This is a genomic window from Halomonas sp. MS1 (assembly GCF_024182575.1).
Lineage (GTDB): Bacteria > Pseudomonadota > Gammaproteobacteria > Pseudomonadales > Halomonadaceae > Vreelandella.
Genome location: NZ_CP098926.1, coordinates 4,274,831 through 4,299,843 on the forward strand (window position 1 = coordinate 4,274,831; position 25,013 = coordinate 4,299,843).

Here is a 25,013-nt window from a genome sequence, read left to right on the forward strand (position 1 = left end):
AATTATTTGATGGTGCAGCGCCTAACGCTGCACCATCGTATGACTGTCGATCGAGTTAATTAATCACGGAAGTTATCGAACTGTAACGGTAGTTCAGGCCCCTCTTCGCCACGTAAAAGCGCCATCACGCTCTGAAGATCGTCGCGTTTTTTACCCGTAACGCGCACTTTTTCACCCTGAATCTGAGCCTGTACTTTTAGCTTGCTGGCTTTGATACGCTTAACCACATCTTTTGCTTCAGCCTGATCAAGCCCCTGCTTTAGAACGACCTCCTGACGGGCTTTCACGCCAGACAACACCGGGTCTTGAATATCCATACAACGGGCATCAATCCCCCGCGCGATCAGTCGATTGCGCAACACATCGAGCATTTGCTTTAGTTGGAAATCAACCTCAGCCTCAAGCTGAACTTTCTCTCCTTCAAGTGAAAAGCTGGCGTCAACACCTTTAAAATCAAAGCGCGACTGCACTTCACGATTTGCCTGGTCGATAGCGTTAGACGCTTCGTGCTGATCAAACTCTGACACAATATCAAATGAGGGCATGGCATCATTCCTAGTAAGACATGACCCACTATTCTAGAGCAGCTAGCCCCCACCCGGCCAATTTCTTACATAATGTGTCTTGCAGCGCTAACTTCGGCACCCCCAAAACTTGAACAGAATCCTCCATTAACTATACAAGACTTAACCACAGCAATATTAAATTGGCGCTGGATGAATTAACCTAGCCATCATTTACTTAATCACTTACCGATGGACACCGACCATGAGCGATCGCGATGCACGTCACAAAGCGTCGATGGAAAAACTGAAAGCCCGCGTTGACGAGAAAGTGGCCAACGCTACCGAGCAGCGTGGGCTGTTGCTGATAAATACGGGCAATGGCAAAGGTAAGACGACTGCCGCCTGGGGTACCGTCACTCGCTCGCTTGGCTATGGCTATAAAGTTGGTGTCGTGCAATTTATTAAGGGATTATGGGAGTGCGGTGAACGCAATCGGCTGGAGGAAGACGCAAATCTCAGTGTTGCCATCATGGCCACGGGCTTTACTTGGGATACCCAGAATCGCGAGTCAGATACCCAAGCTTGCCAAGCAGTATGGCAAGAAGCTGAAAAAATGCTCGCAGACCCAGCAACTTATCTGGTTGTCCTGGATGAGATCACTTACATGTTGAAGTTCGGTTATCTAGATATTGATACGGTTAAGCAAGCACTGATCAATCGACCGCAAGAGCAAACGGTGATTATTACCGGACGCAATGCTCATCGGGATTTAGTGGCAATGGCGGATACAGTGACAGAGATGCAAGAGGTACGCCACGCGTTTAACAATGGCCTGCAAGCCCGTCGCGGCATCGACTTTTAGTTTCAATACGGATGCTAAAAAGCAAAAAGGGGCGATTTACTCGCCCCCTTTTTCAACTACTCAATTTTTTCAACTGCTCAATTATCTCAGCAGCTTACAAACACACAAATGATTTATGCATGAGTGCTCGCTTAGCCTTCAAACGGGTTACGCAGGACAATCGTTTCCATACGGTCAGGGCCAGTTGAGATAATATCAATGCTGGTACCTACCTGCTCTTCTAAGAAGCTGATGTAAGCACGTGCATTGGCAGGCAGATCCTCAACCTTCTTGGCGCCCAGGGTAGATTCTTTCCAGCCTGGTAGATCATGGTACAGCGGCTCAACAGCTTCGTAGCCTTCGGAATCAACCGGATTATCCAGCACATCGCCATCTTTACTACGATAGCCCACGCACACACGAATATTTTCCAGGCCATCCAAAACATCAAGCTTGGTTAAGCAGATACCAGAGACTGAGTTGATCTGCACCGCATGACGCAATGCTACGGCGTCAAACCAGCCACAACGGCGCGCGCGACCCGTGGTTGCTCCAAACTCATGCCCACGCTCGGCTAGATGGCGGCCATGGTCGTCAAAAAGCTCGGTCGGGAATGGGCCAGAGCCAACGCGGGTGGTATAGGCTTTGGTGATACCCAGTACGTAGTCCAGATAAAGCGGGCCAACACCTGAACCGGTAGCCGTTCCGCCAGCGGTGGTATTAGAGCTGGTGACGTAGGGATAGGTACCGTGATCAATATCCAACAGCGAGCCTTGAGCACCTTCAAATAGGATGTTCTCACCGGCTTTACGCAGATCATGCACCATACTAACGGTGTCTGTAACCATAGGCCGTAGCTCTTCGGCCATCTGCATAGCGCTATCCAGTACTTCCTGGAAGTCCACCGCTGGCTCGCCGTGATAGTTCACCAACACAAAGTTGTGGTAGTCCAACACCTCGCCAAGCTTCGAGGCAAAACGCTCACGGTGAAGCATATCGCCTAAACGCAGACCACGACGGGCAACTTTATCCTCGTAAGCTGGCCCGATTCCACGACCAGTGGTGCCGATCTTAGCAATGCCGCGTGCTTTTTCACGTGCTTGGTCCAAACGCACATGGTAAGGCAGGATCAAAGGACAAGCTGGTGACAGGCGCAAGCGCTCACGTACCGGCACGCCCTTCTCTTCAAGCTCACGGATCTCTTTGATCAGCGCTTCAGGCGACAATACGACGCCATTACCGATCACACAGGTTTTACCTGGACGCAGCACACCAGAGGGAATCAGGTGAAGAACCGTTTTCTCACCGTCAATCACCAAGGTATGGCCTGCGTTATGACCGCCTTGAAAGCGCACCACTGCTGAGGCTGATTCGGTGAGCAGGTCAACAATCTTGCCTTTGCCTTCATCACCCCATTGGGTACCCAGGACTACGACATTCTTACCCATTATGCACTCGTCTCTTGTGTCAGGGTCATTGTCTGCCAACGACCGTCAATAAACTCAAGACGGCGGTCACAACTGTGCTCCGCCGGCCCAGTACGCTGCCCAGGCAGCGCTTGAATCACGCGTTCACCCTGCTCACGCAGCGCAGCAATGGCAGCGTTAAGCGACTCTTCTTCTTGGGCAGGCGCCCAAACAGCACCCTGGCTGGGTGAAGCCAGCGCCAGGGATGCCAATTGTTTTAAATCCATAGAAAAACCGGTCGCCGGACGCGCACGTCCAAAAGCACGGCCAGTGTCATCATAACGCCCACCTTTGGCCAATGCATGGCCATAACCAGGCACATAGGCAGCAAACATCATACCAGTGTGGTACTGATAACCACGCAGCTCCGCCAAATCAAAATAGAGCGAAACATCAAAGCGCGCCAATACACCTTTATAAAGTGCTTCCAACTGGTCAAGTGCCGCCCTCACCGGCGCGGGGGCACCGGCAAAACGATCTCGTGCTTGCCCTAACACACTTGCATCACCATGAAGCTCACCAAGCGCTATCAGCATATCTGCCAAGGCTGGGTCGCTGACACTGCGGTGAACGAGCTCAGCTAACTGGCCCGGCGATTTCAGCGCCAGTGCTTCAAATAGCGCCCGCTCCTGCTCATCGCTAAGCGCAGCTGCCTCGACAAAGCTACGATAAATGCCAATATGGCCCAGCGCCAGGTGAATTTCATCAGCGCCCGCTGCTTTTAAGCTGGCCAGTGCCAAATGAATAATTTCACTGTCAGCTTCTAAACCTGCGTGACCAAACAGCTCGACCCCTACCTGCACAGGGCTTCTCCCACCCTGGTGCTGGTCGGCTTTAGCGCGCAGCACATTCGTGCAGTAGCACAATCTAACTGGCCCTTGCCGCTTCAGGGAGTGGGCATCCATACGCGCCACCTGAGGAGTTACATCGGCAGATGCACCCATCATGCGACCCGTTAGTTGGTCAGTTAATTTAAACGTCTGAAGATCTAGATCGGTACCGGTACCCGTAAGCAAGGAGTCCAAAAACTCCACCGGCGGCGGCATTACTTGGTCGTAGCCCCAGCAATGGTAGAGATCAAGCAGCGCACGGCGCAGCTCTTCCATGCGGCTTGCCTGAGGCGGCAGCACCTCATCCATGCCGTCGGGCAATAGCCAGCGGTCAGCGATGGTCATGTGAACAATCCTGCGAGACAATGAAGGCCCAAACAAGCAGCTACATCATGACGCGTTTTAGGCGTTCATGGACAAGCGCTAGTGAAATGAGGGCCACAAAAAAACCGGGCGACGCCCGGTTAATTAAGTCTATCACGTTTGTGCGCCAGATGAACCCCGCTAGGACTGCATAACCTTGCGGGGCTGGGCACACATATAACTACTCTCCGTTACTAGGAACCGCACTACGCAAATAGCGGAAGAAATCACTATCCGGCTCCAGCACCAGCAGGTTGTTATCACCTGCGAAGCTTTCACGATAAGCGTTCAAACTGCGCCAGAAAGCGAAGAATTCCTGATCCTGGCCATAAGCCTGGGAGAAAATTGCCGCTGCTTCTGCATCGCCTTCACCACGCAGCGTTTCAGAACGCTCATTGGCCTGGGCGAGCAGCACCTGACGCCGACGATCAGCGTTAGCGCGAATACGCTCAGCCTCTTCCTGACCTTGTGCACGCCATTCACGCGCTTCACGCTCACGCTCAGAACGCATCCGCTCAAATACCGCAGCCGAGACATCTTCTGGCAAGTCGATACGCTTGATACGAATGTCACGTATCGCCACACCAAGCTCATCACGCATCAGCTCATCTAGCTCAGCGGTAGGCCCTGTCATCAGATCATCGCGGCGTTCGGCGATAATTTCCTGAAGATTCAAGCGGCCAAACTCGTTACGTAAGCTTTCATCTACGCGCGGCTGAATCAGGCGAATCGCCATCATTTCATCGCCTGCAGTCGCCTCGTAGTAACGCGTGGGGTTTATCACCTGCCACTTGACATAAGAGTCGACAATAACCGCTTTCTGCTCAAGGGTCAGATAACGGCTGGTATCAGTATCAAGAGTCAGCAGACGCGTATCGAATTTACGAATCGTTTGCGCGATCGGTATTTTGACATGCAGTCCTGGCTGAATATTCTCTTCGATGACTTCACCAAAACGCAGCTTAACGGCACGCTCGGTTTCATCCACTACATACAAGCTATTACTAGCTAGCCAAGCCACAGCGGCCAAGCCACCTACGATTAGCAGGGATCGATTATTAATCATTTAGCGGCCCTCCCTGCGAATGGGGTTACTTGATGACGAGGATGACGAGCTACTCTGGCTTCCCCGCAACGAATCAAGCACCCGCGGATCAATCGACTCACTACTACCATCACCACTGTTACTGGAAGAAGCATTACTGCCAGCAGCGCTACCGCCACGCATTTGATCTAATGGCAAATACATCAAAGGCGCATTTTCACTGACATCCAGCAGTACTTTGGGAGTATTACCAAAGACGTCTTCAATCGCATCCAGGTACATACGTTCACGCATAATGTCAGGTGCGTTGCGGTACTCGGTCAACAATGCGTTAAAGCGGTTAGCCTGACCTTGCGCTTCAGCCACAACCGACTCTCTATAACCTTGACCTTGCTCAACGACACGCTGCGCTTGGCCTTGAGCCGCCGGGATAATCGCATTAGCGTAGGCCATCCCTTCGTTGATCGTACGCTGACGATCTTCACGTGCGCGAATAACATCATCGAAAGCATCGATAACGGGTGCAGGCGCAGAGGTTGACTCAATGTTAATTGTCTGGAGACGAATACCAGCGCCGTAAGCATCCAAATAAGATTGCAGACGGCTTGCCACAGAGCTACCTAAAATTTCACGACCAGAGGTTAAAATGTCGATCATGTCAGTACCACCCACAACGTGACGCAAGGCGGAGTCCAAGGCATTCTCGATAGAAAGTGCTGGATCGCGTACGTTCAATACGAAGTCACGTGGATTGGCCACTTGATACTGAGCAGAGATTTCCACTTCAACGATGTTTTCATCACGCGTCAACATAGACTGTGTTTGGGAAACTGACCGAACACGGGTCACGTTCACCATACGAACATCGTCAATTAGCGGCGGGTTCCACTGCAGGCCTGGGTCTACGATGCCCTGATACTCACCAAAACGTAGCACGACGCCGCGCTCAGACTGGTCGACCAGATAAAAACCGGATGCGGCCCAGATAGCTAAAGCGACAACGACCAGCAAACCAGGTAGCGCTAGAGAGTTACGCGGCTTACCACCACCGCTTTTACCACTCCCGTTACCACCATTACGTTTTTTGCCACCGCCACCCAGCATTCCGTTTAATTTATCTTGGAATTTCTTTAGTGCTTCATCGAGGTCGGGCGGACCTTGATTGTTGCCACCATTATCACCTCCACCATTACTTCCACCACGATCACCGCCGTTATTACCACGCCGGCCACCACTGCTCCAGGGGTCGTGCTGGTTGCCACCACCAGGCTCATTCCAGGCCATACTTCTTCTCCACTCAGGTGTTCACCTGCACTTAGCCTCACAGTTAGCAAGGCATGGTGCTTTTAATATTATTACTATATAAATTTTGTACCATACTTCTACCCGAGTTCACATAGGCTTCACATACCCAAGCTCACTTAAATTTAAGCCTATATATGCGGATGCAGCCTATTGACTACCATTCGTCAATTTCGCGTAAAGCGACGGGTAAATAGGTATTGGCACGCTCACCAAGTTGAGCCATGAGCTGATTGAAATCACGTCTGGGCAAGCGCACGTCTAAAACAGACTGTCCTTGCTCATCAAAATATTCTTCTCGAACTGCGTTCAACTCATGTAGGCCTGCACGCAGCTTACCCTGCTCCGGAGACAGTGTCAGCGAGAAGCCAATAACATCATTTGCTAAACGTTCGGTTAGCGCCTCATGCAGCAAATCAAGGCCTTGCCCTTGCCGAGCAGAGAGCCAAACAACCTCAGGAACGCCGTGGCCATCGCGCTCAATTCGCGGTGCACTATCAAGACGGTCGATTTTATTCATGACCTTGAGAACTGGCACGCTATCAGCGCCTATCTCTTTTAGCACACGATCGACTTGCTCAACGTTGGCATCACGATCAGGATCAGCAGCATCTATTACATGCACCAACAGCGATGCCTCCGCAGCCTCTTGAAGCGTTGCTCGGAACGCTTCAACCAATTTGTGGGGCAAATGGCGAATAAAACCGACTGTATCGGCCATCACCACAGGGCCAACGTCGGCAATTTCGAGACGACGAAGTGTCGGGTCAAGCGTGGCAAATAGCTGGTCAGCTGCGTATACCTCAGCATTGGTAAGCGCGTTAAACAGCGTCGATTTACCGGCATTGGTATAGCCAACTAATGAAACGCTGTGAATCTCGGCACGTGAACGTGCACGACGGTTCTGGTCGCGCTGGCTGCGTACTTTATCGAGCCGTTTATGAATCGACTTAATGCGCCCGCGCAGCAAACGACGGTCGGTTTCTAACTGCGTTTCACCAGGGCCGCGTAAACCGATACCGCCCTTCTGACGCTCTAAGTGGGTCCAACCACGCACTAGGCGAGTGGACATATATTCAAGCTGGGCAAGCTCTACCTGCAGCTTACCCTCATGGGTTCGTGCCCGCTGCGCGAAAATATCGAGTATTAAACCGGTACGATCAAGCACTCGACACTTGAGCTCATGCTCAAGGTTGCGCTCTTGGGAGGGGCTTAAGCTATGGTTGAAGATCACCAGTTCTGCTTGGTGAGCTGCGAGCAGTGCTCGCAGCTCCTCCAACTTGCCTGACCCGATAAACGTTCGGGAGTCAGGGCGCTGTCGGCTAGCAGTGAGTAATGTCGCGGGCTCTGCGCCAGCAGAGCGCACGAGCTCTAAGAACTCACCCGGGTCTTCACGTGCTTGCTCATCATGAAAGTCAACGTGAACAAGTACTGCCGTTTCACCGGCATCTGGGCGCTCAAAAAACAATCAATACCTCGTGGACTCTCTAGCTATCCAACGGTGTTAGATGTCCGCGTCGGGCGCGGCTGGATCTTGTGCCGGCAAACGCACGTTGCGCGAAGGCACTACCGTGGAAATAGCGTGTTTATAAACCATCTGACTGACGGTATTGCGCAATAAAATGACAAACTGGTCAAATGATTCAATCTGGCCCTGCAATTTAATGCCGTTCACCAGGAAAATAGAGACCGGAATGCGCTCCTTGCGCAAAATGTTCAGGTACGGGTCTTGAAGGGACTGCCCTTTGGACATGTTGCTCTCCCTAAAACTGTCGTTGGGGTTGGTTATAAATGGCGCGCCCTACTGGTGCTGCGCCGCAATCTTGTTGCCCGAAAGGCCTGGTGTTGTCAAAAGAGCCAGCCGGCCACTCGAAAACACTTGCTTACGAAATCACTATCTTACGCTAAGCACCGCTTTCACGCACGAATTTCAGCACCTTATCCAATACGTCAGGCTGCTGTGAGTCTACCCACGTAAGCGACGGCCAACTTCTTAACCACGTAAGCTGCCGCTTAGCGAGCTGGCGAGTTGCTATCACGCCACGTTCAATTAACTCGTTTTCGTCGTACTTACCGTCTAAGTGCTCCCATACTTGACGATAGCCAACACTCTTCATTGCTGGCAAGCCAAGATGGATGTCAGAACGTTGTTTGAGGGCGGCGACTTCATCTATCAAGCCCTCAGCCAACATTGTTTTAAAACGCACCGCAATGCGGTTGTGTAGCAATTGGCGATCACTAGGGGCTAATGCTATCGACATCACCCGCCAGGGAAAGGTTTCTGGCTGCTGTTCCGCCCATAGCTCGCTCATAGGACGCCCACTGACATAATATACTTCAAGCGCGCGCATTAAGCGCTGTGGATCATTGGGATGTATGCGCTGCGCTGAATCGGCATCCACTTCAGCCAGCATACGATGAAGTGCCGCCAACCCTTCATTCTGCCGAATAGCTTCCAACCGTTGACGTATGGCGGCGTCTGCGGCGGGTAAGTTAGCCACGCCCTCCACCAGACGCTTGAAGTAGAGCATCGTCCCGCCAACCAATAATGGCACGCTGCCTGCCGCGCTGATTTGCCGCATCTCCTGCAGCGCATCTTCACGAAAATCAGCGGCCGAATACGGCTCAGATGGATCACGAATATCAATCAAACGATGCGGCGCGCGCGCCAACTCGGCAGCACTCGGCTTGGCACTACCAATATCCATCCCGCGATATACCATCGCTGAGTCGACGCTGATCAGCTCATGCCCCAGACGCTCATGTAGGGCCATCGCCGTATCGGTTTTACCAGCGGCCGTGGGTCCCATTAGAAAAATCGCCCAGGGGCGTGTATCAACCATCTGCTCTTAGCACTCCTTTCGTTGTCTTAACTAACCACGCCGCTACTGTCCACGTAAGAACAGGCGGTCGAGTGCTTTCATACTCATTTGCGTCCAGGTTGGACGGCCATGATTGCACTGATCGCTTCGCTCAGTGCGCTCCATATCCCGCAGCAAGGCGTTCATTTCATCGATGGTTAAGCGTCTATTTGCACGGACACTACCATGGCATGCCATGGTCGACAGCAACTCATGAATGCGTGCCTCAACCTGATGGGTGCGTCCAAACCGCGACAGCTCTTCGAGCATTTGACGTATCAGGGCTTCCGGATCTGCCTGAGCCAAAAGAGCTGGCAATTGACGGACTAACAAGGTTTCTGGCCCCGCCACATCTAGCTCAACGCCTAACTGGGCAATAGCATCGCGCTCACTTTCAGCGGTTGCCACTTCGGCGCGACTGGCGGCCAGGGAAACTGGCACCAGCAACGGCTGCGTATCAATTCCGTTGGCTGCGGCCAGCTGGTTTTTCATGCGCTCGTAGACGATCCGCTCGTGAGCGGCGTGCATGTCTACGAGCACCAATCCTTGAGCGTTTTGCGCCAAAATATAAACACCGTGCAACTGCCCTAGCGCAAAGCCCAACGGCGGCGCTGAGGTTGCATCATGCTCAGGCATCGCCTGCGGAACCTCACGCACTTCTGTCGCTTTTGATGTATTAATGCTCGGCGCGCTCGGCTGCGGCGTTAATAGCGACTCTTCATGATCCGGATGCAGCGCCTGGTAGCCCTGCATAAAACGCCGCACTCGCTCTGCCCCAGGATGGCGCTCAGGTGAGTCTGATAGCGCCATACCCTGCTGCTGCCAACGGGGAGCAGGCGCTGGAACATCGGCCTCATTGGTGTTTCCCGTGACACCCGCCTCTGCTACTTCACCTTCATGCCCATAGGGCGTGCTCTGCTCTTCTTCAGCAGGCTTAGAAGAAGCAAGGCAGTGGTGCAGGCTAGAGTAAAGGAAGTCGTGCACCATCCGACCATCGCGAAACCGCACTTCATGCTTCGTTGGATGCACGTTGACGTCGACGACATCAGGATCAAGTTCCAGGTACAGCACAAACACCGGATGACGACCGTTATACAACACGTCGCGATAAGCCTGACGAACAGCATGGGCAACCAACCGATCACGAACGACGCGACCATTGACAAAAAAGTATTGCTGATCCGCCTGAGAACGAGAGTGCGTAGGCAAGCCGACCCAGCCACTAATACGCAACCCACCCGCTTCACGTTCAATGTAGCGAGCATGCTCAATAAAGTTTTTACCCAATAGAGAAGCAATACGCCGCTCGCGTGCGGCTGGCGTCACTCCTGGTGGCAATTGATGCACCACTTTCTGGTTATGGCGCAGCACCCAAGCTACGTCGTAACGTGATAACGCCTGGCGACGAAAAGCTTCTTCAACATGGGCAAATTCTGTTTTTTCGGTGCGTAAAAATTTGCGCCGCGCGGGGGTGTTAAAAAACAGATCGCGTACCGCGACACTGGTGCCACGGGGGTGTGGCGCAGGCGTTACCCGCGCCTCCATACCACGCCCCTCGGCGACGACTCGCCACCCTTGTCGGGGGTCCTCTTCAGCATTAGAGATCAGCTCCAGCCGTGAGACAGAGCTGATCGAGGCCAACGCTTCGCCACGAAAGCCCAACGAACTCACGCCCTCTAGATCTTCAAGGCTGTTGATTTTGCTGGTTGCATGACGAGCAAGCGCCAGGGGCAAATCCTGTTCACCTATACCAATACCATCGTCGCGCACTTTAATAAGCCGAGAGCCGCCTTGCTCTATCTCCACTTCAACTCGCTGGCTGCCAGCATCAATGGCGTTCTCAATCAGCTCCTTTGTCACTGACGAAGGGCGCTCGACAACTTCCCCCGCGGCAATTTGGTTTGCCAGACGAGGATCAAGTACATGAATGCGCGTAGGCGAAGAGATCAATTCAGACAACCGTCACCTCAGAAACTTATGATCATGAACGTGGAATACGTAGCACTTGGCCAACACGGATAACGTCACCGTTAATATCGTTGGCCTGCTTCAGCTGATTCACTGGCACACCATGGCGTACGGCAATAGCTGACAATGTATCTCCCGATTGGATACGGTACTCGTTACCGCTCGGTCGACGCTGATTATCGCGCTGCCACGCCAATAGACTTGCTGGCGGCGGATTGCGCTCGAAGTGATCACGCAAACCATTGAAAATAGCCGTTGATAGCCCACGCTGATGGACCGGATCCCTCAGGCGACGCTCTTCATCAGGGTTAGAAATAAAGCCAACTTCGATAAGTAGCGACGGAATATCGGGCGATTTCAGCACCATGAAACCGGCTTGTTCAACACGAGACTTATGGAGACGGTTGATACGGCCTAATTGGTCGAGCACTTGACCACCAATCGACAGCGAATCGTTTAACGTTGCCGTCATCGTGAGGTCTAGCAACACACCTCGCAGCACTTGATCCTTGTCACGCAAAGAAAGGCTGCCGTCAACACCACCAATCAAGTCGGAGCGGTTTTCGCTATCCGCCAGCCATTGGGCAGTTTCAGACGTTGCGCCTCGCTGGGAAAGTGCATAAACAGAGCTTCCCTGGGGCCGCGGGCTGGAAAACGCATCGGCATGTATCGATACAAAAAAGTCGGCTTTCTGATCCCGAGCAAGCTGGGTACGCTGACGAAGCCCCAAGTAGTAATCACCATCGCGAATGAGTACCGCTTTAAAACCGCGCGTACCGTTTACTTCTGCGGCAAGGCGTCGCGCAATTTCCAGTACTACATCTTTCTCACGTGTTCCAGAAGGACCTATCGCGCCAGGATCTTCGCCGCCATGCCCAGCATCAACAGCAATAATAATATCCCGCTGCGGATGCGGTTGAGCTGGCTGAACCGCGGTAGTTGTTGGCGCTACCGTTGGCGGCAATATCTCTTCAGCGACCACTTGCCCTGGTGACTGCTCCTGTGCCTGAGCCTGAGTATTAGCTCTTTGGGCAAGGATTTCTTGATCGCGAATCATCGCCTCTATCGGATCAATGGGGTTTTCGACCGCACTCTCGCCAGGGTACTCAAGATCGACCACCAAACGATGCCCATACTGGTCGTTGGGTGGCAATGAAAAGTGACGTGGGGATATGTCACGGTTAAGCTCCAGAACAACGCGAAGTCCGCCACCATCCCGAACCCCCGTTCGTACTTCATCGATGGCGCTCCCATCCAATGGCAGCGTAGATACATCGGTGTCTAGGTAGCTTTCATCAAGATCAATGACTAACCGTGACGGGTTCTCAAGGGAAAATACATTAGCGTTTGCGGCTGCCGTCAAATCAAACACCAAACGCGCATGATCAGGAGCCGCCCACAACCGCATGCTCTCTACCGTTGCCGCTTGTAGCGATGACACACCTGCCACCATCAGAACACAGCCAAACGACACATTGCGTGTCAGGTAGTTTAGTGCGCTGTTTATAGCCATTGAGTTACACCACTTTCAAGCTTTTCACTGCCATGCTTGCTAACCATCTCGCTGATCACCCGTTCACCCAAGTCAGTTTCTGCGGTTAGCGTAACCAAGCGACCAGGATCAGCCACCTCCAGCACCACTCGCAAATCTGGTGCGGGGAGCCAACCCTCACCTCGGCTCGGCCACTCAATTAAACAGAGCGCGTCATCGGCAAGTACATCTCGCCCGCCGATAAACTCAAGCTCCTCTGGATCTGCTAAACGATACAAATCTAAATGATAAATGCGCTGCGCACCCAGTTCGTAGGGCTCTACCAGAGTATAAGTAGGACTTTTAACCGCCCCCTGGTAGCCATAAGCGCGCAATATACCACGCGTCAATGTTGTTTTTCCTGCGCCTAAGTCGCCCTCTAAATAAACACGCCCGTGACCTTGCAGCGCCTGCCCTAATGCCTCACCAAAGGCAACGTGAGACACTTCATTATTCAATTGCACTTGCATGTAGGCCGCCTTCACGGGTTAATTAGCACTCGTGCATAGGATGCCAGATCACTTGCCAGCAAGCCACGCTCACCCGTTGCTTTAGCCGCTTCATCGCCTGCCAGCGCATGCACCATCACCCCAAGCCATGCTCCGCGCTCCATATTGGCGTTCTGAGCAACCAGTGTACCTAGCATCCCGCTCAGCACATCTCCCATGCCGCCGCTAGCCATCCCCGGATTGCCATAAGGGCATATCACCAACCCACTGGGGCCCGCCACTAAGCTACCCGCCCCCTTTAAAATCACAACGCCGCCCCGCGCTCGCTGCAAGGCTCGGGCAGCCGCTGGGCGATCTGCTTGAATATCGGCGACGGAACAGCCTAGCAACCGAGCCGCCTCACCCGGGTGCGGTGTTAATACCCAATTATCACGCCGCTCATCAGGCCAGCGACTAGCCAACAGGTTGAGTGCATCCGCATCAACAATTAATGGCACATCTAATTGCAAGGCACTCTGCAATATCGCTTGCCCCCAGGCTTCTTGACCCAGCCCCGGCCCAACAACGATTACATCTGCCTGGCAAGGCAGATGACTCGCATCGGCGCCACCGCGAACACCATGGGCCATTACCTCAGGGCAGCGCATCAAACTAGCAGTCACATGCTCAGGCGCCGTTGCCAAGCTGACCTTACCGGCGCCTAAACGCGCGGCCGCTTGAGAAGCGAGCAACGCCGCACCACCAAACCCTGGTGCACCTCCCATTACCACGATATGCCCCAGATCACCTTTATGGCTGATACGGGAGCGCGGCGTGAATACCTCACCCAAAAGTTCATCGTCCAAACGCCATGCGCTGGGCGGTATATCAAAAAACGCTTGCGCCTTGACACCTAACGGACGGAAGTCAATTTCACCGGTATAAGCAGGTGCATCGCCAGTATGCAGGCCAATTTTGTCGCCTATAAACGTCACCGTGCAGGTTGCATTGACGGCCAGCCCCATGACGGCACCCGTGTCTGCCGAGATGCCAGAGGGAATATCCAACGCCAATACCGGCTGATGCGACGTATTGATCGCTTCAATCACCGGCCTTATTTCTCCGGCAACATCACCCGACAGCCCGGTACCGAGCAGTGCATCAACAATCACCTCACCCACCAAGGTGGTACTTGACTGCCACTGGTCCAAACCAACGCCCGCCGCCGATGCCAGCTCGGCAGCGCGAGCAACATCCCCCGTCAACGCCTCTAAAGGCCTAAGTGAGATACGCTGCACTTTAAGCCCGGACTGCATGGCCAACGCCGCAAGCACATGGCCATCACCCCCGTTATTACCGCTACCACACAGCACTGTCACGCTTCGTGCATGCGGCCAGCGGGAGCGGAAACTGTGCCATGCGCTGGAGGCTGCTCGCTGCATCAAGGCAAAACTTTCAATGCCGCCGGCAATCGTACGCCGATCAAGCTCACGCACTTGAGCCGCTGTATAAAGGGGGCGTAGCGAGGAAGTACTTAACGTGGGCACGATCTCTCCTTAATCTGGTGACAGTTGGGCACTAGTAGGTTGATAACCACTTATGCGTTAGCATAGCGCGCTTAACGCGCTACCGTTGATTTACCATGCAAAACTCCACCACCTTTTCACTATCTGATGATGACTTGACGCGTCTTGCGGCCCTAATCAAAACATGGGGTCGAGAGTTAGGTTTTCAGCAAGTGGGTATTACAGACACTCAGCTAGCAGCTCATGAAAAACACCTAGATGCTTGGCTTGAAAAAGGTCACCACGGTGACATGAGCTTTATGGCGAAACATGGCACCAAGCGCACCCGCCCGGAGGAGCTTGAACCCGGCACCCAGCGAGTTATCAGCGTGCGCATGGACTACTTACCCGCTGAAGTAGAAAGTACAAAAGTGCTGGGCCAACCTAGCCGTGCCTATGTCTCACGCTACGCACTGGGGCGCGACTATCATAAATTAATGCGCAAACGTTTGGCGCAACTCGCTAAAAAAATCGAGCAGCAAGTCGGCTCGTTTGGTTATCGCGCATTTGTCGACTCAGCGCCCGTCATGGAGCGCGCCCTAGCGCAAAAAGCAGGCCTTGGCTGGTTTGGTAAAAATGCCATGCTACTCAACCCCAAGGCGGGCTCGCTTTTTTTCCTCGGCGAGCTGTATACCGACTTGCCGCTGCCTATCGATGCACCGTTTACTCAGGAGCACTGTGGCAGCTGTAGCGCCTGTCGCACCGCCTGCCCAACCGGTGCCATCGTAGATGACAAGGTCGTCGACTCGCGCAAATGCATCTCTTATCTCACTATTGAGCTCCGCGGCGCGATACCTACTGAGTTTCGCCGCGCCATGGGCAACCGTATTTACGGTTGCGACGACTGTCAGTTGGTGTGTCCTTTCACTCGCTTCACCCGCGTTACCCAGGAAGATGACTTTGCGCCGCGCCATGACCTTGACCGCGCCGGCCTCCTTAGCCTGTTTGCCTGGGGCGAGGACGAATTTTTGGATAAAACAGCAGGCAGCCCCATCCGGCGTATTGGCTACGAACGCTGGCTGCGCAATCTCGCCATCGGCCTGGGCAATGCACCCTGGAGTCGCGCGGTAGAGGCAGCCTTGTGGGCAAGAAGAGCCTACCCCAGCAGTTTAGTGCGTGAGCACGTTGCTTGGGCGCTTGAGGAGCAGCGCCTCAAGCGCGGTGCGAAAATTGCTACTGACGGCGCTTAGCCACTTCTCTGAACGACCTTACTCCTCTTCGTCTGTTAGCGTTTCGAGGCGTAAGAACGTACTCCGATAGTGAGCCAACTCGGCAATCGACTCCTTGATGTCATCCATCGCCAGATGGACATTCTGCTTTTTAAATCCTGCTAAGGCACCTGGATTCCAACGTTTTGCCAACTCCTTAACGGTCGATACGTCCAAATTACGGTAATGGAAAAACGCCCAAAGACCCGGCATTTCACGCTCAAGGAAACGCCGATCCTGGTGAATGCTATTGCCACACATAGGCGATGAGCCAGAGACCACATAGTGGCGAAGAAAATCGAGCGTTTGCTGCTCGGCCTCAGCGGTAGTCACGGTGCTCGCTTTGACGCGCGCAACCAGTCCACTCTCCCCATGGGTCTTTTGATTCCAGTCATCCATTTGTGCCAGTTGGCTATCGGGCTGCTTTACCGCAATCACCGGCCCTTCCGCTACGACGTTTAAATCGGCATCGGTAATCAATGTGGCCACTTCAATGATGCGCTCTTTGTTTGGATCCAGACCGGTCATTTCCAAGTCTATCCACACTAGCAAATCATCCCGCGGGGTGGCGTTGTCAGCAGTTTGCTCGCTCATTACATTCATTCCTTGGCCAGTACCGCCACTTAATACGGCGATTAGAGTTAAAGTGTGGCTTATATTGCCTTAACCAGCACCCAATGCAGGACAGTAGACTGCCCAGGTGAGTACAATGCCACTATTGTACCGAGCATCAGGTGGTCATGAGCAAACGTAAATTAAGTCGCCAGCAACAGTGGCGAGTCGATAAAGTCCAAGCGGAACGTGCCCAACGTGCTGAAAAGCGCGATGTGAAAGACGCTGAAAAACTTGCCGCCGGCGAATATGGTGCCGAACAACCAGGCCGAGTTATGGCTCACTTCGGGCGAACACTAGAAGTGCGCGATGCCGATGGTACGCCCGTGCGTTGCCACCTTCGCGCCAACCTAGATGGCTTGGTCACCGGCGACCGGGTGATTTGGCGAGCAGGCCAGGATGGCTCTGGCGTCGTCGTGGCCCGCGAGGAGCGCGACAGCGTGCTAAAGCGCCCAGACCCGCGGGGCCAGCTTAAGCCTGTGGCGGCCAACATCGATCAATTGCTGATCGTCTTTGCGGTAGAGCCCGCTCCTCACCCCAATCTGATTGACCGTTATTTGGTCGCTGCCGAAGCAACAGGTATTACCCCCGTGCTGGTGCTCAACAAAACCGATTTGCTACCAGAAGACGGTGGCAAACTGGGAGAATTGCTTGAGCGCTATCACTCTCTGGGCTACACCGTGGTGCGCACTACCACTGCCAATGAAGCTGGCTTAGATGATCTACGCCAGCAGCTTGAAGGGCGAACCTCTGTGTTTGTCGGCCAGAGTGGCGTGGGCAAATCATCACTGATTGATCTTCTGCTACCCGATGAAACTTTGCGCATTGGCGCTCTGTCAGAAGATTCGCGTAAAGGCACCCATACCACCACCACCGCTCGGCTTTATGCGATGAGTAGTGACGAAGTGACTGACGGCGAGCTCATTGATTCACCGGGTATTCGCGAGTTTGGCTTGATCCATCTTGATGAACAGGAAGTGACCGATGGATTTATTGAGTTTCATCCGTTCATTGGCCATTGCCGCTTCCGAGATTGCCGCCACCGCAACGAGCCAGGCTGCGCTTTACTAGAAGCCGTCGAGGCAGGCAAGATTCATCCAGAACGTTTTGCCAGCTATCGGCGCATTCTCGATAGCTTAAACGCATAATTTTTATTAGCTTGATGCCTGATATATCAATTGCTAAGCATAGGGAGCTGTCAATGAGCACCGCTAGCCATTCATCGGAAACCAACCTACTGCCGCTGATTGTTGAGCCCGAGCAGCTTCAAGAACACCTGGATAATCCACAGCTGCTAATTATCGATGTGCCAGTGAATGGCGATAGCTATCGCCAAGGCCATGTACCGGGTGCTATTTACCTGGATTTTCGCTACCTAATGCGTGGCGAAGGACCGGTACCTAACGATGTGCCGAGCACTGAATTTCTCTCACGACTGTTCAGCGCACTTGGCCTAACCCGGGATACTCACGTCGTCGCTTATGATGATGAAGGCGGCGGCTGGGCAGCACGACTGCTATGGACACTGGAACTAATCGGCCACACCCGTTACTCCTATTTGAATGGCGGCATCCATGCATGGAGAGATTCCGGCTTGGCAGAAAGCACTGAATCCACCGCACCAACACCAAGCGAGTACCGAGCGGAGATCTTAAACCCGCACGCCTTAATCACCTGCGACGAAATCAAACAAAAGCTCGCAGATAAACAGTTCGCCGTTTGGGATGCTCGCTCTAAAGGCGAGTTTGATGGTGAAAAAGGCAACAATAAGCACCTTGGTCATATTCCGGGAGCGGTCAACATGGACTGGCTAAACGCCATGGATCGCAATCGCGCACTTCGCATCCGCGATTACGCTGAGCTAATGACCGAACTAGGTGCACTCGGCCTAACGCCCGATATGGAAATTGCTACTCACTGCCAAAGCCATCATCGCAGCAGCTTCACGTGGTTAGTCGGTAAAGCGCTGGGCTTTAATATACGTGGTTATGCGGGCTCTTGGGGCGAATGGGGCAACCGCGACGACACACCGATTGAGAAGTGAAGATACGACTGTGACTGTTTCCCAAAAAGCGTTTTCCCTAATTCAGTACCCGCTCCCCCACCATGCGCTTTCGCGTTTAACAGGCAAGCTCGCCCAGTGCGATGCTCCCGCGGTGAAGAACAGGTTAATTAAGGCGTTTATCAAACGTTTTGATGTGGACATGAGCCAAGCGCTGGAGCCAGACCCCACCGCTTATGCAACGTTTAATGACTTTTTCACCCGCGCTTTGAAAGCCGATGTTCGTCCATTGGGAGAGGGCCTGCTAAGCCCTGCTGATGGCACCCTGTCACAGTTCGGGCGTTTACAGGCAGGTCAGTTAGTACAAGCGAAAGGCCACACGTTTTCTGCCCAAACCCTGCTAGGTGGCGACAGCGCGCTAGCCGAAGAGTTTATGGGCGGCAGTTTTGCGACTGTTTACCTCTCTCCTCGAGATTACCACCGGGTACATATGCCGGTTACAGGCACCCTGCGCGAGATGATTTATGTGCCAGGGCGGCTCTTCTCGGTCAACCAAGCAACCGCTAACTACGTGCCAGGGCTGTTTGCTCGTAACGAGCGATTGGTGTGTGTTTTCGATACCGAGCACGGCCCAATGGCCATGGTATTGGTAGGTGCAATGATCGTCGCGGCGATCGAGACTGTCTGGGCAGGCCAAGTGACGCCGCTTTCAGGACACCCTCAGCGCATGCGTTTCGGGCAACCAATCACGCTTGAAAAAGGCGCTGAAATGGGCCGCTTCAAACTGGGCTCAACGGTGGTGATGTGCTTTGCCAAGCCGGTGACGTTTGAAGACAACCCGCTGGGCGCCAAGGTACAAATGGGCCAAACACTGGGCGAGCCTTAAAACGCGAGACATTAGTGCTAACAATTAGCCGTTGAAAATGTAAGCACGTCTTCCAGGCGTGCTTTACCCAGCGCCAGCTGAATAAGCCGATCTATGCCCAATGCCACCCCAGCGCTTTCTGGCATTCCATGGTCTAGCGCTGCTAGCAATTGCTCATCAACATCAACCTCAGGTAAACCTAAACGGCGACGCTCGGCATTATCTTCACTGAAACGCAGCCGCTGCTCCTCAGCATCAATTAGCTCATCATAACCATTCGCCAGTTCAACACCACTGAGATAAAGCTCAAAGCGAGAGGCTACCCATTCACCATCTGCGTCTTGATGGCGGCGCGCCAAGGCCGCTTGGCTGGCAGGATAATCCAACACAACACTCAGCTCGTTTTGGCCAAGCGTTGGTTCAATCACCATGCTCATTAACAGGTCGAGACAAGTATCGCGACTCTCTTCTGTTAGCGCATGTGCCGGCATCTGGCCACGCTCTGCAGCCAACGTACGCAATGTCTCAATAGAGGTCGTAAAGGGGTCTACCGCTAAGTAGGTATGAAACAGCTCACGGTAACGATAGTGCACCACGGGGCCTGCAAAACTCGGCAGCACGTTAGCAACCAGCGTGGTCGTCTCATCAATCAGCTGTGCCAGGGTAAACCCTGGACGGTACCACTCAAGCATAGTGAATTCAATATTATGGCGGCTGCCAATTTCACCATCACGAAAACTTTTAGCTAGTTGAAATATCGGCCCACTACCTGCGGCCAGCAGGCGCTTCATATGAAACTCGGGCGACGTTTGCAGCCATAGTCTACGCTGGCCTTTATCAGTACGCGCCATGCTAGACAGCGAGACTAAGTGCACATCGGTGCTGCCTCCCTGCCCCAACACCGGCGTTTCCACCTCCAGCACATCCCGCTCAGCAAAAAACGCACGCACCCCAGCGAGTAAGCGTGCACGCTCGCGCAACGTTTCGATACTTGCCGTTGGCTGCCAGCTAGCCGTCATTTACGTCCCCTCCAATGCTATAAAGCCACGCATGGTCATCACGTGGCTTTATAAAGTAGATGCTTTCGCGGCTAACTAACTACCGGTCACTCGGCAGCGCTTATGCTCGAGAAACACTTATGCTCGAGAAACATAGTCGCCAGAGCGTGTATCAATCTTCAGCACTTCACCCTGGTTGATAAACAACGGTACGCGCACAACCGCACCGGATGAAAGTGTGGCAGGCTTAGAACCACCCTGGGCAGTGTCACCTTTCAAACCTGGGTCCGTCTCAACCACTTCCAGTTCAATGAAGTTGGGTGGTGTAACGGAAATCGCTTTATCGTTCCAAAGCGTAATAATATAAGGCACCTGCTCCTTGAGCCATTTTTCAGTATCGCCCAATGCTTTCTTTTCAACGGCGTACTGCTCGAAGGAACCATCCGTCTTCATGAAGTGCCACATGTCGCCGTCGGTGTAGAGATATTCCATCTCCAGATCCATGACATCGGCACCTTCCAGTGAGTCACCGGATTTGAAAGTACGCTCGCCAACACGGCCAGTCATCAGGTTGCGTAGCTTAACGCGGTTAAATGCCTGACCCTTGCCTGGCTTGACCAGTTCGTTCTCGACGATAGAACAAGGATCGCCGTCGAGCATTACTTTCAAACCGCCTTTGAATTCATTGGTAGAATAGTTCGCCATGATGCCTCTCAGTGTTTTATTTCAGTAACATAGTGCGCGAAGCCATGCTTCGCCGTTGATAATGTCGTTGTAAGCGTCGTCTAATAAGTGCGCGCATGATAACCCGAAGGAGGGCTTTTTTGCAGGAGAACATTATTATCGCTGATAAGCGCCCGTCTACCCAGATTTACGCGTCATGGCAGCGGCAGCTTTCCCAAGCGATTCGCGACCCAGCCACTTTGTGCAAGCGTTTAAACTTGGACGACAGCTGGCTACCTGGTGCTTCTACTGGGCACCAGCTGTTTGAAATCTGTGTTCCCGACGCCTATCTTACGCGCATTGCCCCCAACGACCCCAATGACCCTCTGCTCCGCCAAGTACTGCCGGTAAGCGATGAAGCCTCAACACCGCAAGGTTACGTCACCGACCCGCTAGAAGAAGCAGAGCATCAGCCTGTTAAGGGGCTCATTCATAAGTACGCTGGCCGCGTGCTGTTAATTGCCAGCCCCGCTTGTGCAATCAACTGCCGCTACTGCTTCCGGCGCCATTTTCCCTACAGTGACAACTCTCCTTCCAGAGCGCAGTGGCAGGAAGCACTGGATTACCTGCGCGCCGATACCACCCTTCACGAAGCGATTCTTTCTGGCGGTGACCCGTTGGCCGCCAACGATCGTCAGCTGGCGTGGCTGGTGGAGCAGCTTGAAAATATTCCGCATCTCAAGCGGCTGCGCATTCATACGCGCCTCCCCGTGGTGATACCCGACCGGGTTGATGATGCACTTCTTGACTGGCTAGCGGCGACACGCTTGCAAAAAGTCATGGTACTGCATATTAACCACGCCAATGAGATTGACCAAGCGGTCATTGATGCCTGCACACGCTTAAAGCAAGCAGGTGTAACGCTGCTCAACCAAAGCGTGTTACTACGCGGAATAAACGATAGCGTCAGTACGTTGGCGACTCTGTCCGAACGCCTGTTTGAAGCGGGCGTGCTGCCTTACTATTTGCATGTGGTCGACCCCGTGCAAGGTGCCGCCCATTTTGACGTCCCCGATGAGGAAGCCAAAACACTGGTTAAGCAGTTACTTGAACACTTGCCAGGCTTCTTGATGCCCCGCTTAGTCCGCGAAGTGCCTGGCAAGACTAGCAAGACGCCGCTGTAGTTCCCATAACCATGCTAGCTGTCATCACCACATTAGCTAACGATAAGGAGGCCAACGCCTCCTTATAGGTCTGCTAGCAATCACTTCAAGCCAAGGGATTTAGCCTAGCGTCTCTGCAGTCACATTGGCAGCCGGCGCTTGGGTGGAGTGATGACGGTTAATGGCGCTGAGCACACCTTTCATCGACGCGCTGGTGATGCTTTCGTCGCTGCCGACACCAAACACTGCTTTACCATCAATGCGCACCTCAACATAGGCGATTGCTTCAGCATCGGCCCCTTGTCCGCGGGAGTGCTCATGGTAATCAATTATTTCCACCTCTTGACCGCTAGCCACCAGCGCTTTCACAAACGCGGCCAAGGGGCCGTTGCCCTCACCGGTTACCGTTTGGCGCTCATCTCCGCTTTCCAGTATCGCTTCAAGCGCAACTTTTGGGCTTTCTGGCTCAGAGGAAAGGCGATGACTTATCAGCGCCAGCGGCGAATGCTGCTCCAGGTACTCATCAGCAAACGCCTGGTAAATCATTTGTGAGGTAATTTCGCGCCCAGTGCGGTCAGCGACTTCTTGCACGACTTGGCTAAACTCAATAGACAGCCTGCGCGGCAGCTCAATGCCGTGCTCCTGTTCCAGCAGATAGGAAATACCGCCTTTTCCAGACTGACTGTTAACACGAATTACTGCTTCATAGCTACGCCCCACATCCAGCGGGTCGATAGGTAAATAGGGTACATCCCAAGGCGCCTCAGGATGCGCACGACGATCTGCCATGCCTTTTTTAATCGCATCCTGATGCGAGCCTGAAAACGCGGTAAATACTAAATCGCCAACGTAGGGATGGCGCGGATGGACGGGTAACTGATTGCAGTACTCGACCTCGCGCATAATGGGCGTAATGTTGGAGAAGTCCAGGTTCGGGTGAACGCCTTGAGTATAAAGGTTCATCGCAAGCGTCACGATATCCACGTTCCCAGTACGCTCGCCATTGCCAAACAGCGTACCTTCCACCCGGTCAGCACCGGCCATTAGCGTCAATTCCGCCGCCGCCACGCCAGTACCGCGGTCATTATGCGGATGCACACTGACAATCAGCGTATCGCGCTTTTTAACATGGCGACAGAACCACTCAATTTGATCAGCATAGTTATTGGGTGTTGCGACTTCTACGGTGGCCGGTAAGTTAACGATCATCCGGTTATCAATGCTAGGCCCGAAGGTATCCATTACCGCTTCGACAATTTCCACCGCAAAGTCCATCTCCGTGGTGGTGAATAGTTCAGGCGAGTACTGGAAGGTCCAGTGAGTGTCTGGATTAGCGGCCATTAAATCGCGGATTTGCGCCGTGGCATCAACGGCGATCTGCACGCACTCTGTTTTATCTACATTAAACACTACCCGCCGAAACATCGGGTCGGTGGCATTGTAGACGTGCACAATGGCGTTTTTAGCGCCTTTAAGGGCTTCGAACGTGCGTTCGATTAAATGCGGACGCGCCTGGGTCAGCACTTGAATCGTCACATCATCAGGAATTTTATCCTGCTCAATCAACGAACGGACAAAGTCGAAGTCAGTTTGTGATGCCGATGGGAAGCCCACCTCAATCTCTTTAAAACCAACGTTCAGCAGTAGATCGAACAAACGCTGTTTGCGCTCTTGATCCATGGGGTCGATTAACGACTGGTTGCCATCACGCAAATCTACACTGCACCAAATCGGGGGCATGTCGATACGCTGGCTAGGCCAGAGGCGATCAGGCAATTCAACGGCCACGAAGGGGCGATATTTTTTAGAGGGATCGGACAACATCATGACGTCGCTCCTGTCGTTACTCTGTTTTTGGCAACCCTGTTTTAGGTTGGTCGGTTTGGTCACTTGAAGTTGATGGGGTGCCTTTATGGGCCATGGCAGCCTCCATACGATCAAGCTGCGCTTTTAACGTATGCACGTCGCTACGCAACGCTTGAAGCTGAGCAGAATCTCCTTCACCGCTATCCAACTCCATCTGCGCACTCTCCTTTTGCATCACATCGAGCACGATACCAATCATCATATTGAGGAAAATAAACGCGGTAAGGAATATAAACGTCAAATAATAGACCCAACTCCAAGCATAGACCTCTTGGGTGGCATACATGACGTCAGTCCAATCTTCAAACGTAGCGATGCGAAACAGCGTGAGCATCGCTACGGAAATGTTACCCCATAAAAAGTCGTCAACGTTATGGAATAAAAAGCTACCCAGAGCAGCATAGATATAAAAGATGATAAACATCAGCAGTACGACATAGCCCATCCGGGGGACCGACTTCACCAACGCTCCCAGCAACATTTGCAGCTCAGGAATCATCGACACCAAGCGCAAAACACGGAAAATTCGCAGCAAGCGTGCCAGCAATACCATCTCCGAGTCGTCCATGGGGATCAGGCTAGCGGTCACTATCAGAAAATCGAAAACATTCCAACCTTTCTTAAAAAAGCTGACTAAGTTGCGCTCGGCTGCCATTCTGATCAAAATCTCAATCAGAAAGAACACGGTTACGGCAATATCAAGGTAAAGCAGCCACTGCTCTATTCGGGAGGTTTCCTCATAGGTTTTCGCGCCTATTACCAAGGCAGAAATCACAATGATGGAAATCACGGCGCCTTCAAACAGCTTGTTCGAGCGCAGCTTTTCGAAGCGGGCTTGCCAGGTATTGAATGGTTCACTCATGGAACAGGGAGTCTCTAAACGGTTAACGGCATCACTTTATACTAAAATCACGTACTTACTATACAAGT

The 25,013-nt window shown here is 53.0% G+C and carries 23 protein-coding genes; 6 read left to right on the forward strand and 17 right to left on the reverse strand.

Annotated elements, in window-relative coordinates:
• Nucleotides 1-59 precede the first annotated feature (59 nt).
• Complete coding sequence (locus NF683_RS19805; RefSeq protein WP_038485589.1) at nucleotides 60-545, reverse strand: YajQ family cyclic di-GMP-binding protein; 486 nt, start codon at nucleotides 543-545, stop codon at nucleotides 60-62.
• A gap of 223 nt (nucleotides 546-768) precedes the next feature.
• Between NF683_RS19805 and cobO the strand changes: the two genes are divergently transcribed.
• Complete coding sequence (gene cobO / locus NF683_RS19810) at nucleotides 769-1,368, forward strand: cob(I)yrinic acid a,c-diamide adenosyltransferase (RefSeq protein ID WP_038485592.1); 600 nt, start codon at nucleotides 769-771, stop codon at nucleotides 1,366-1,368.
• Between the two features lie 131 nt (nucleotides 1,369-1,499).
• Here the strand turns inward: cobO and NF683_RS19815 are convergent, their stop codons facing one another.
• The 11 genes from NF683_RS19815 to NF683_RS19865 form a co-directional block, all read right to left on the reverse strand.
• Nucleotides 1,500-2,795 carry an adenylosuccinate synthase gene (locus NF683_RS19815; RefSeq protein ID WP_089037615.1) on the reverse strand — a complete coding sequence of 432 codons (1,296 nt, stop codon included), beginning with the start codon at nucleotides 2,793-2,795 and terminating at the stop codon, nucleotides 1,500-1,502.
• Complete coding sequence (locus tag NF683_RS19820; RefSeq protein WP_038485596.1) at nucleotides 2,795-3,988, reverse strand: ATP phosphoribosyltransferase regulatory subunit; 1,194 nt, start codon at nucleotides 3,986-3,988, stop codon at nucleotides 2,795-2,797. Before NF683_RS19820 ends, NF683_RS19815 begins: the two co-directional genes overlap by 1 nt.
• A gap of 199 nt (nucleotides 3,989-4,187) precedes the next feature.
• Nucleotides 4,188-5,072 carry a protease modulator HflC gene (hflC, locus tag NF683_RS19825; protein ID WP_089037614.1) on the reverse strand — a complete coding sequence of 295 codons (885 nt, stop codon included), beginning with the start codon at nucleotides 5,070-5,072 and terminating at the stop codon, nucleotides 4,188-4,190.
• Nucleotides 5,073-6,335 carry an FtsH protease activity modulator HflK gene (hflK, locus tag NF683_RS19830; protein WP_089037613.1) on the reverse strand — a complete coding sequence of 421 codons (1,263 nt, stop codon included), beginning with the start codon at nucleotides 6,333-6,335 and terminating at the stop codon, nucleotides 5,073-5,075. It lies immediately after the preceding gene.
• A 175-nt stretch (nucleotides 6,336-6,510) separates the two neighbouring features.
• Entirely contained in the window at nucleotides 6,511-7,821 is a 1,311-nt protein-coding gene (hflX, locus tag NF683_RS19835) for a ribosome rescue GTPase HflX (RefSeq protein WP_089037612.1), read from the reverse strand.
• A 36-nt stretch (nucleotides 7,822-7,857) separates the two neighbouring features.
• Entirely contained in the window at nucleotides 7,858-8,106 is a 249-nt protein-coding gene (gene hfq, locus NF683_RS19840) for an RNA chaperone Hfq (RefSeq protein ID WP_009099947.1), read from the reverse strand.
• 151 nt (nucleotides 8,107-8,257) lie between these two features.
• Nucleotides 8,258-9,196 carry a tRNA (adenosine(37)-N6)-dimethylallyltransferase MiaA gene (miaA, locus tag NF683_RS19845; RefSeq protein ID WP_089037611.1) on the reverse strand — a complete coding sequence of 313 codons (939 nt, stop codon included), beginning with the start codon at nucleotides 9,194-9,196 and terminating at the stop codon, nucleotides 8,258-8,260.
• A 42-nt stretch (nucleotides 9,197-9,238) separates the two neighbouring features.
• On the reverse strand, nucleotides 9,239-11,173 hold the full coding sequence (gene mutL / locus NF683_RS19850; protein WP_446718646.1) for a DNA mismatch repair endonuclease MutL: 1,935 nt from the start codon (nucleotides 11,171-11,173) through the stop codon (nucleotides 9,239-9,241).
• A gap of 22 nt (nucleotides 11,174-11,195) precedes the next feature.
• A complete protein-coding gene (locus NF683_RS19855; protein WP_456362364.1) occupies nucleotides 11,196-12,635 on the reverse strand; it encodes an N-acetylmuramoyl-L-alanine amidase in 1,440 nt (479 codons plus the stop codon).
• Between the two features lie 50 nt (nucleotides 12,636-12,685).
• Nucleotides 12,686-13,183, reverse strand: coding sequence for a tRNA (adenosine(37)-N6)-threonylcarbamoyltransferase complex ATPase subunit type 1 TsaE (gene tsaE, locus NF683_RS19860; RefSeq protein ID WP_089037609.1), 498 nt, complete (start codon nucleotides 13,181-13,183; stop codon nucleotides 12,686-12,688).
• 11 nt (nucleotides 13,184-13,194) lie between these two features.
• A complete protein-coding gene (locus NF683_RS19865) occupies nucleotides 13,195-14,688 on the reverse strand; it encodes an NAD(P)H-hydrate dehydratase (RefSeq protein WP_089037608.1) in 1,494 nt (497 codons plus the stop codon).
• A gap of 95 nt (nucleotides 14,689-14,783) precedes the next feature.
• Between NF683_RS19865 and queG the strand changes: the two genes are divergently transcribed.
• On the forward strand, nucleotides 14,784-15,896 hold the full coding sequence (gene queG, locus NF683_RS19870; RefSeq protein WP_089037607.1) for a tRNA epoxyqueuosine(34) reductase QueG: 1,113 nt from the start codon (nucleotides 14,784-14,786) through the stop codon (nucleotides 15,894-15,896).
• 18 nt (nucleotides 15,897-15,914) lie between these two features.
• Here queG and orn read toward each other — a convergent pair whose 3' ends face one another.
• Entirely contained in the window at nucleotides 15,915-16,508 is a 594-nt protein-coding gene (gene orn, locus NF683_RS19875) for an oligoribonuclease (RefSeq protein WP_089037606.1), read from the reverse strand.
• A gap of 146 nt (nucleotides 16,509-16,654) precedes the next feature.
• Here orn and rsgA point away from each other — a divergent pair, with 146 nt between their 5' ends.
• From rsgA to asd, 3 genes are read left to right on the forward strand one after another with little or no spacing between them, the layout of a single operon-like run.
• Nucleotides 16,655-17,674: a small ribosomal subunit biogenesis GTPase RsgA gene (rsgA, locus tag NF683_RS19880; RefSeq protein ID WP_089037605.1), complete on the forward strand. Its 1,020-nt coding sequence runs from the start codon at nucleotides 16,655-16,657 to the stop codon at nucleotides 17,672-17,674.
• 53 nt (nucleotides 17,675-17,727) lie between these two features.
• Nucleotides 17,728-18,570 (forward strand): sulfurtransferase, encoded by an 843-nt coding sequence (locus NF683_RS19885; protein WP_089037604.1) that lies wholly within the window; start codon nucleotides 17,728-17,730, stop codon nucleotides 18,568-18,570.
• 10 nt (nucleotides 18,571-18,580) lie between these two features.
• Complete coding sequence (gene asd / locus NF683_RS19890) at nucleotides 18,581-19,414, forward strand: archaetidylserine decarboxylase (RefSeq protein ID WP_089037603.1); 834 nt, start codon at nucleotides 18,581-18,583, stop codon at nucleotides 19,412-19,414.
• Between the two features lie 17 nt (nucleotides 19,415-19,431).
• On the opposite strand, the gene epmA is transcribed toward asd, so the two are convergent.
• Together epmA and efp are read right to left on the reverse strand one after the other, a co-directional pair.
• Entirely contained in the window at nucleotides 19,432-20,412 is a 981-nt protein-coding gene (gene epmA, locus NF683_RS19895; RefSeq protein ID WP_089037602.1) for an EF-P lysine aminoacylase EpmA, read from the reverse strand.
• 117 nt (nucleotides 20,413-20,529) lie between these two features.
• Entirely contained in the window at nucleotides 20,530-21,096 is a 567-nt protein-coding gene (efp, locus tag NF683_RS19900; protein WP_009721928.1) for an elongation factor P, read from the reverse strand.
• A gap of 119 nt (nucleotides 21,097-21,215) precedes the next feature.
• Between efp and epmB the strand changes: the two genes are divergently transcribed.
• Nucleotides 21,216-22,238 carry an EF-P beta-lysylation protein EpmB gene (gene epmB / locus NF683_RS19905; RefSeq protein ID WP_089037601.1) on the forward strand — a complete coding sequence of 341 codons (1,023 nt, stop codon included), beginning with the start codon at nucleotides 21,216-21,218 and terminating at the stop codon, nucleotides 22,236-22,238.
• A 99-nt stretch (nucleotides 22,239-22,337) separates the two neighbouring features.
• Here epmB and leuA read toward each other — a convergent pair whose 3' ends face one another.
• Both leuA and NF683_RS19915 read right to left on the reverse strand, forming a co-directional pair.
• Entirely contained in the window at nucleotides 22,338-24,044 is a 1,707-nt protein-coding gene (gene leuA / locus NF683_RS19910; protein ID WP_089037600.1) for a 2-isopropylmalate synthase, read from the reverse strand.
• Between the two features lie 16 nt (nucleotides 24,045-24,060).
• Nucleotides 24,061-24,945: an ion transporter gene (locus NF683_RS19915; RefSeq protein WP_089037599.1), complete on the reverse strand. Its 885-nt coding sequence runs from the start codon at nucleotides 24,943-24,945 to the stop codon at nucleotides 24,061-24,063.
• Nucleotides 24,946-25,013: the final 68 nt, after the last annotated feature.

Coding starts and splice junctions, on each gene's coding strand:
- rsgA (WP_089037605.1), top strand. CDS start 16,655: ATGAGCAAACGTAAATTAAGTCGCCAGCAACAGTGGCGAGTCGATAAA.
- NF683_RS19855 (WP_456362364.1), bottom strand. CDS start 12,635: ATGGTGGCAGGTGTGTCATCGCTACAAGCGGCAACGGTAGAGAGCATG.
- NF683_RS19820 (WP_038485596.1), bottom strand. CDS start 3,988: ATGACCATCGCTGACCGCTGGCTATTGCCCGACGGCATGGATGAGGTG.
- NF683_RS19915 (WP_089037599.1), bottom strand. CDS start 24,945: ATGAGTGAACCATTCAATACCTGGCAAGCCCGCTTCGAAAAGCTGCGC.
- NF683_RS19885 (WP_089037604.1), top strand. CDS start 17,728: ATGAGCACCGCTAGCCATTCATCGGAAACCAACCTACTGCCGCTGATT.
- NF683_RS19815 (WP_089037615.1), bottom strand. CDS start 2,795: ATGGGTAAGAATGTCGTAGTCCTGGGTACCCAATGGGGTGATGAAGGC.
- cobO (WP_038485592.1), top strand. CDS start 769: ATGAGCGATCGCGATGCACGTCACAAAGCGTCGATGGAAAAACTGAAA.
- miaA (WP_089037611.1), bottom strand. CDS start 9,196: ATGGTTGATACACGCCCCTGGGCGATTTTTCTAATGGGACCCACGGCC.
- queG (WP_089037607.1), top strand. CDS start 14,784: ATGCAAAACTCCACCACCTTTTCACTATCTGATGATGACTTGACGCGT.
- efp (WP_009721928.1), bottom strand. CDS start 21,096: ATGGCGAACTATTCTACCAATGAATTCAAAGGCGGTTTGAAAGTAATG.
- hflC (WP_089037614.1), bottom strand. CDS start 5,072: ATGATTAATAATCGATCCCTGCTAATCGTAGGTGGCTTGGCCGCTGTG.
- orn (WP_089037606.1), bottom strand. CDS start 16,508: ATGAGCGAGCAAACTGCTGACAACGCCACCCCGCGGGATGATTTGCTA.
- hflK (WP_089037613.1), bottom strand. CDS start 6,335: ATGGCCTGGAATGAGCCTGGTGGTGGCAACCAGCACGACCCCTGGAGC.
- epmA (WP_089037602.1), bottom strand. CDS start 20,412: ATGACGGCTAGCTGGCAGCCAACGGCAAGTATCGAAACGTTGCGCGAG.
- NF683_RS19805 (WP_038485589.1), bottom strand. CDS start 545: ATGCCCTCATTTGATATTGTGTCAGAGTTTGATCAGCACGAAGCGTCT.
- hfq (WP_009099947.1), bottom strand. CDS start 8,106: ATGTCCAAAGGGCAGTCCCTTCAAGACCCGTACCTGAACATTTTGCGC.
- tsaE (WP_089037609.1), bottom strand. CDS start 13,183: ATGCAAGTGCAATTGAATAATGAAGTGTCTCACGTTGCCTTTGGTGAG.
- leuA (WP_089037600.1), bottom strand. CDS start 24,044: ATGATGTTGTCCGATCCCTCTAAAAAATATCGCCCCTTCGTGGCCGTT.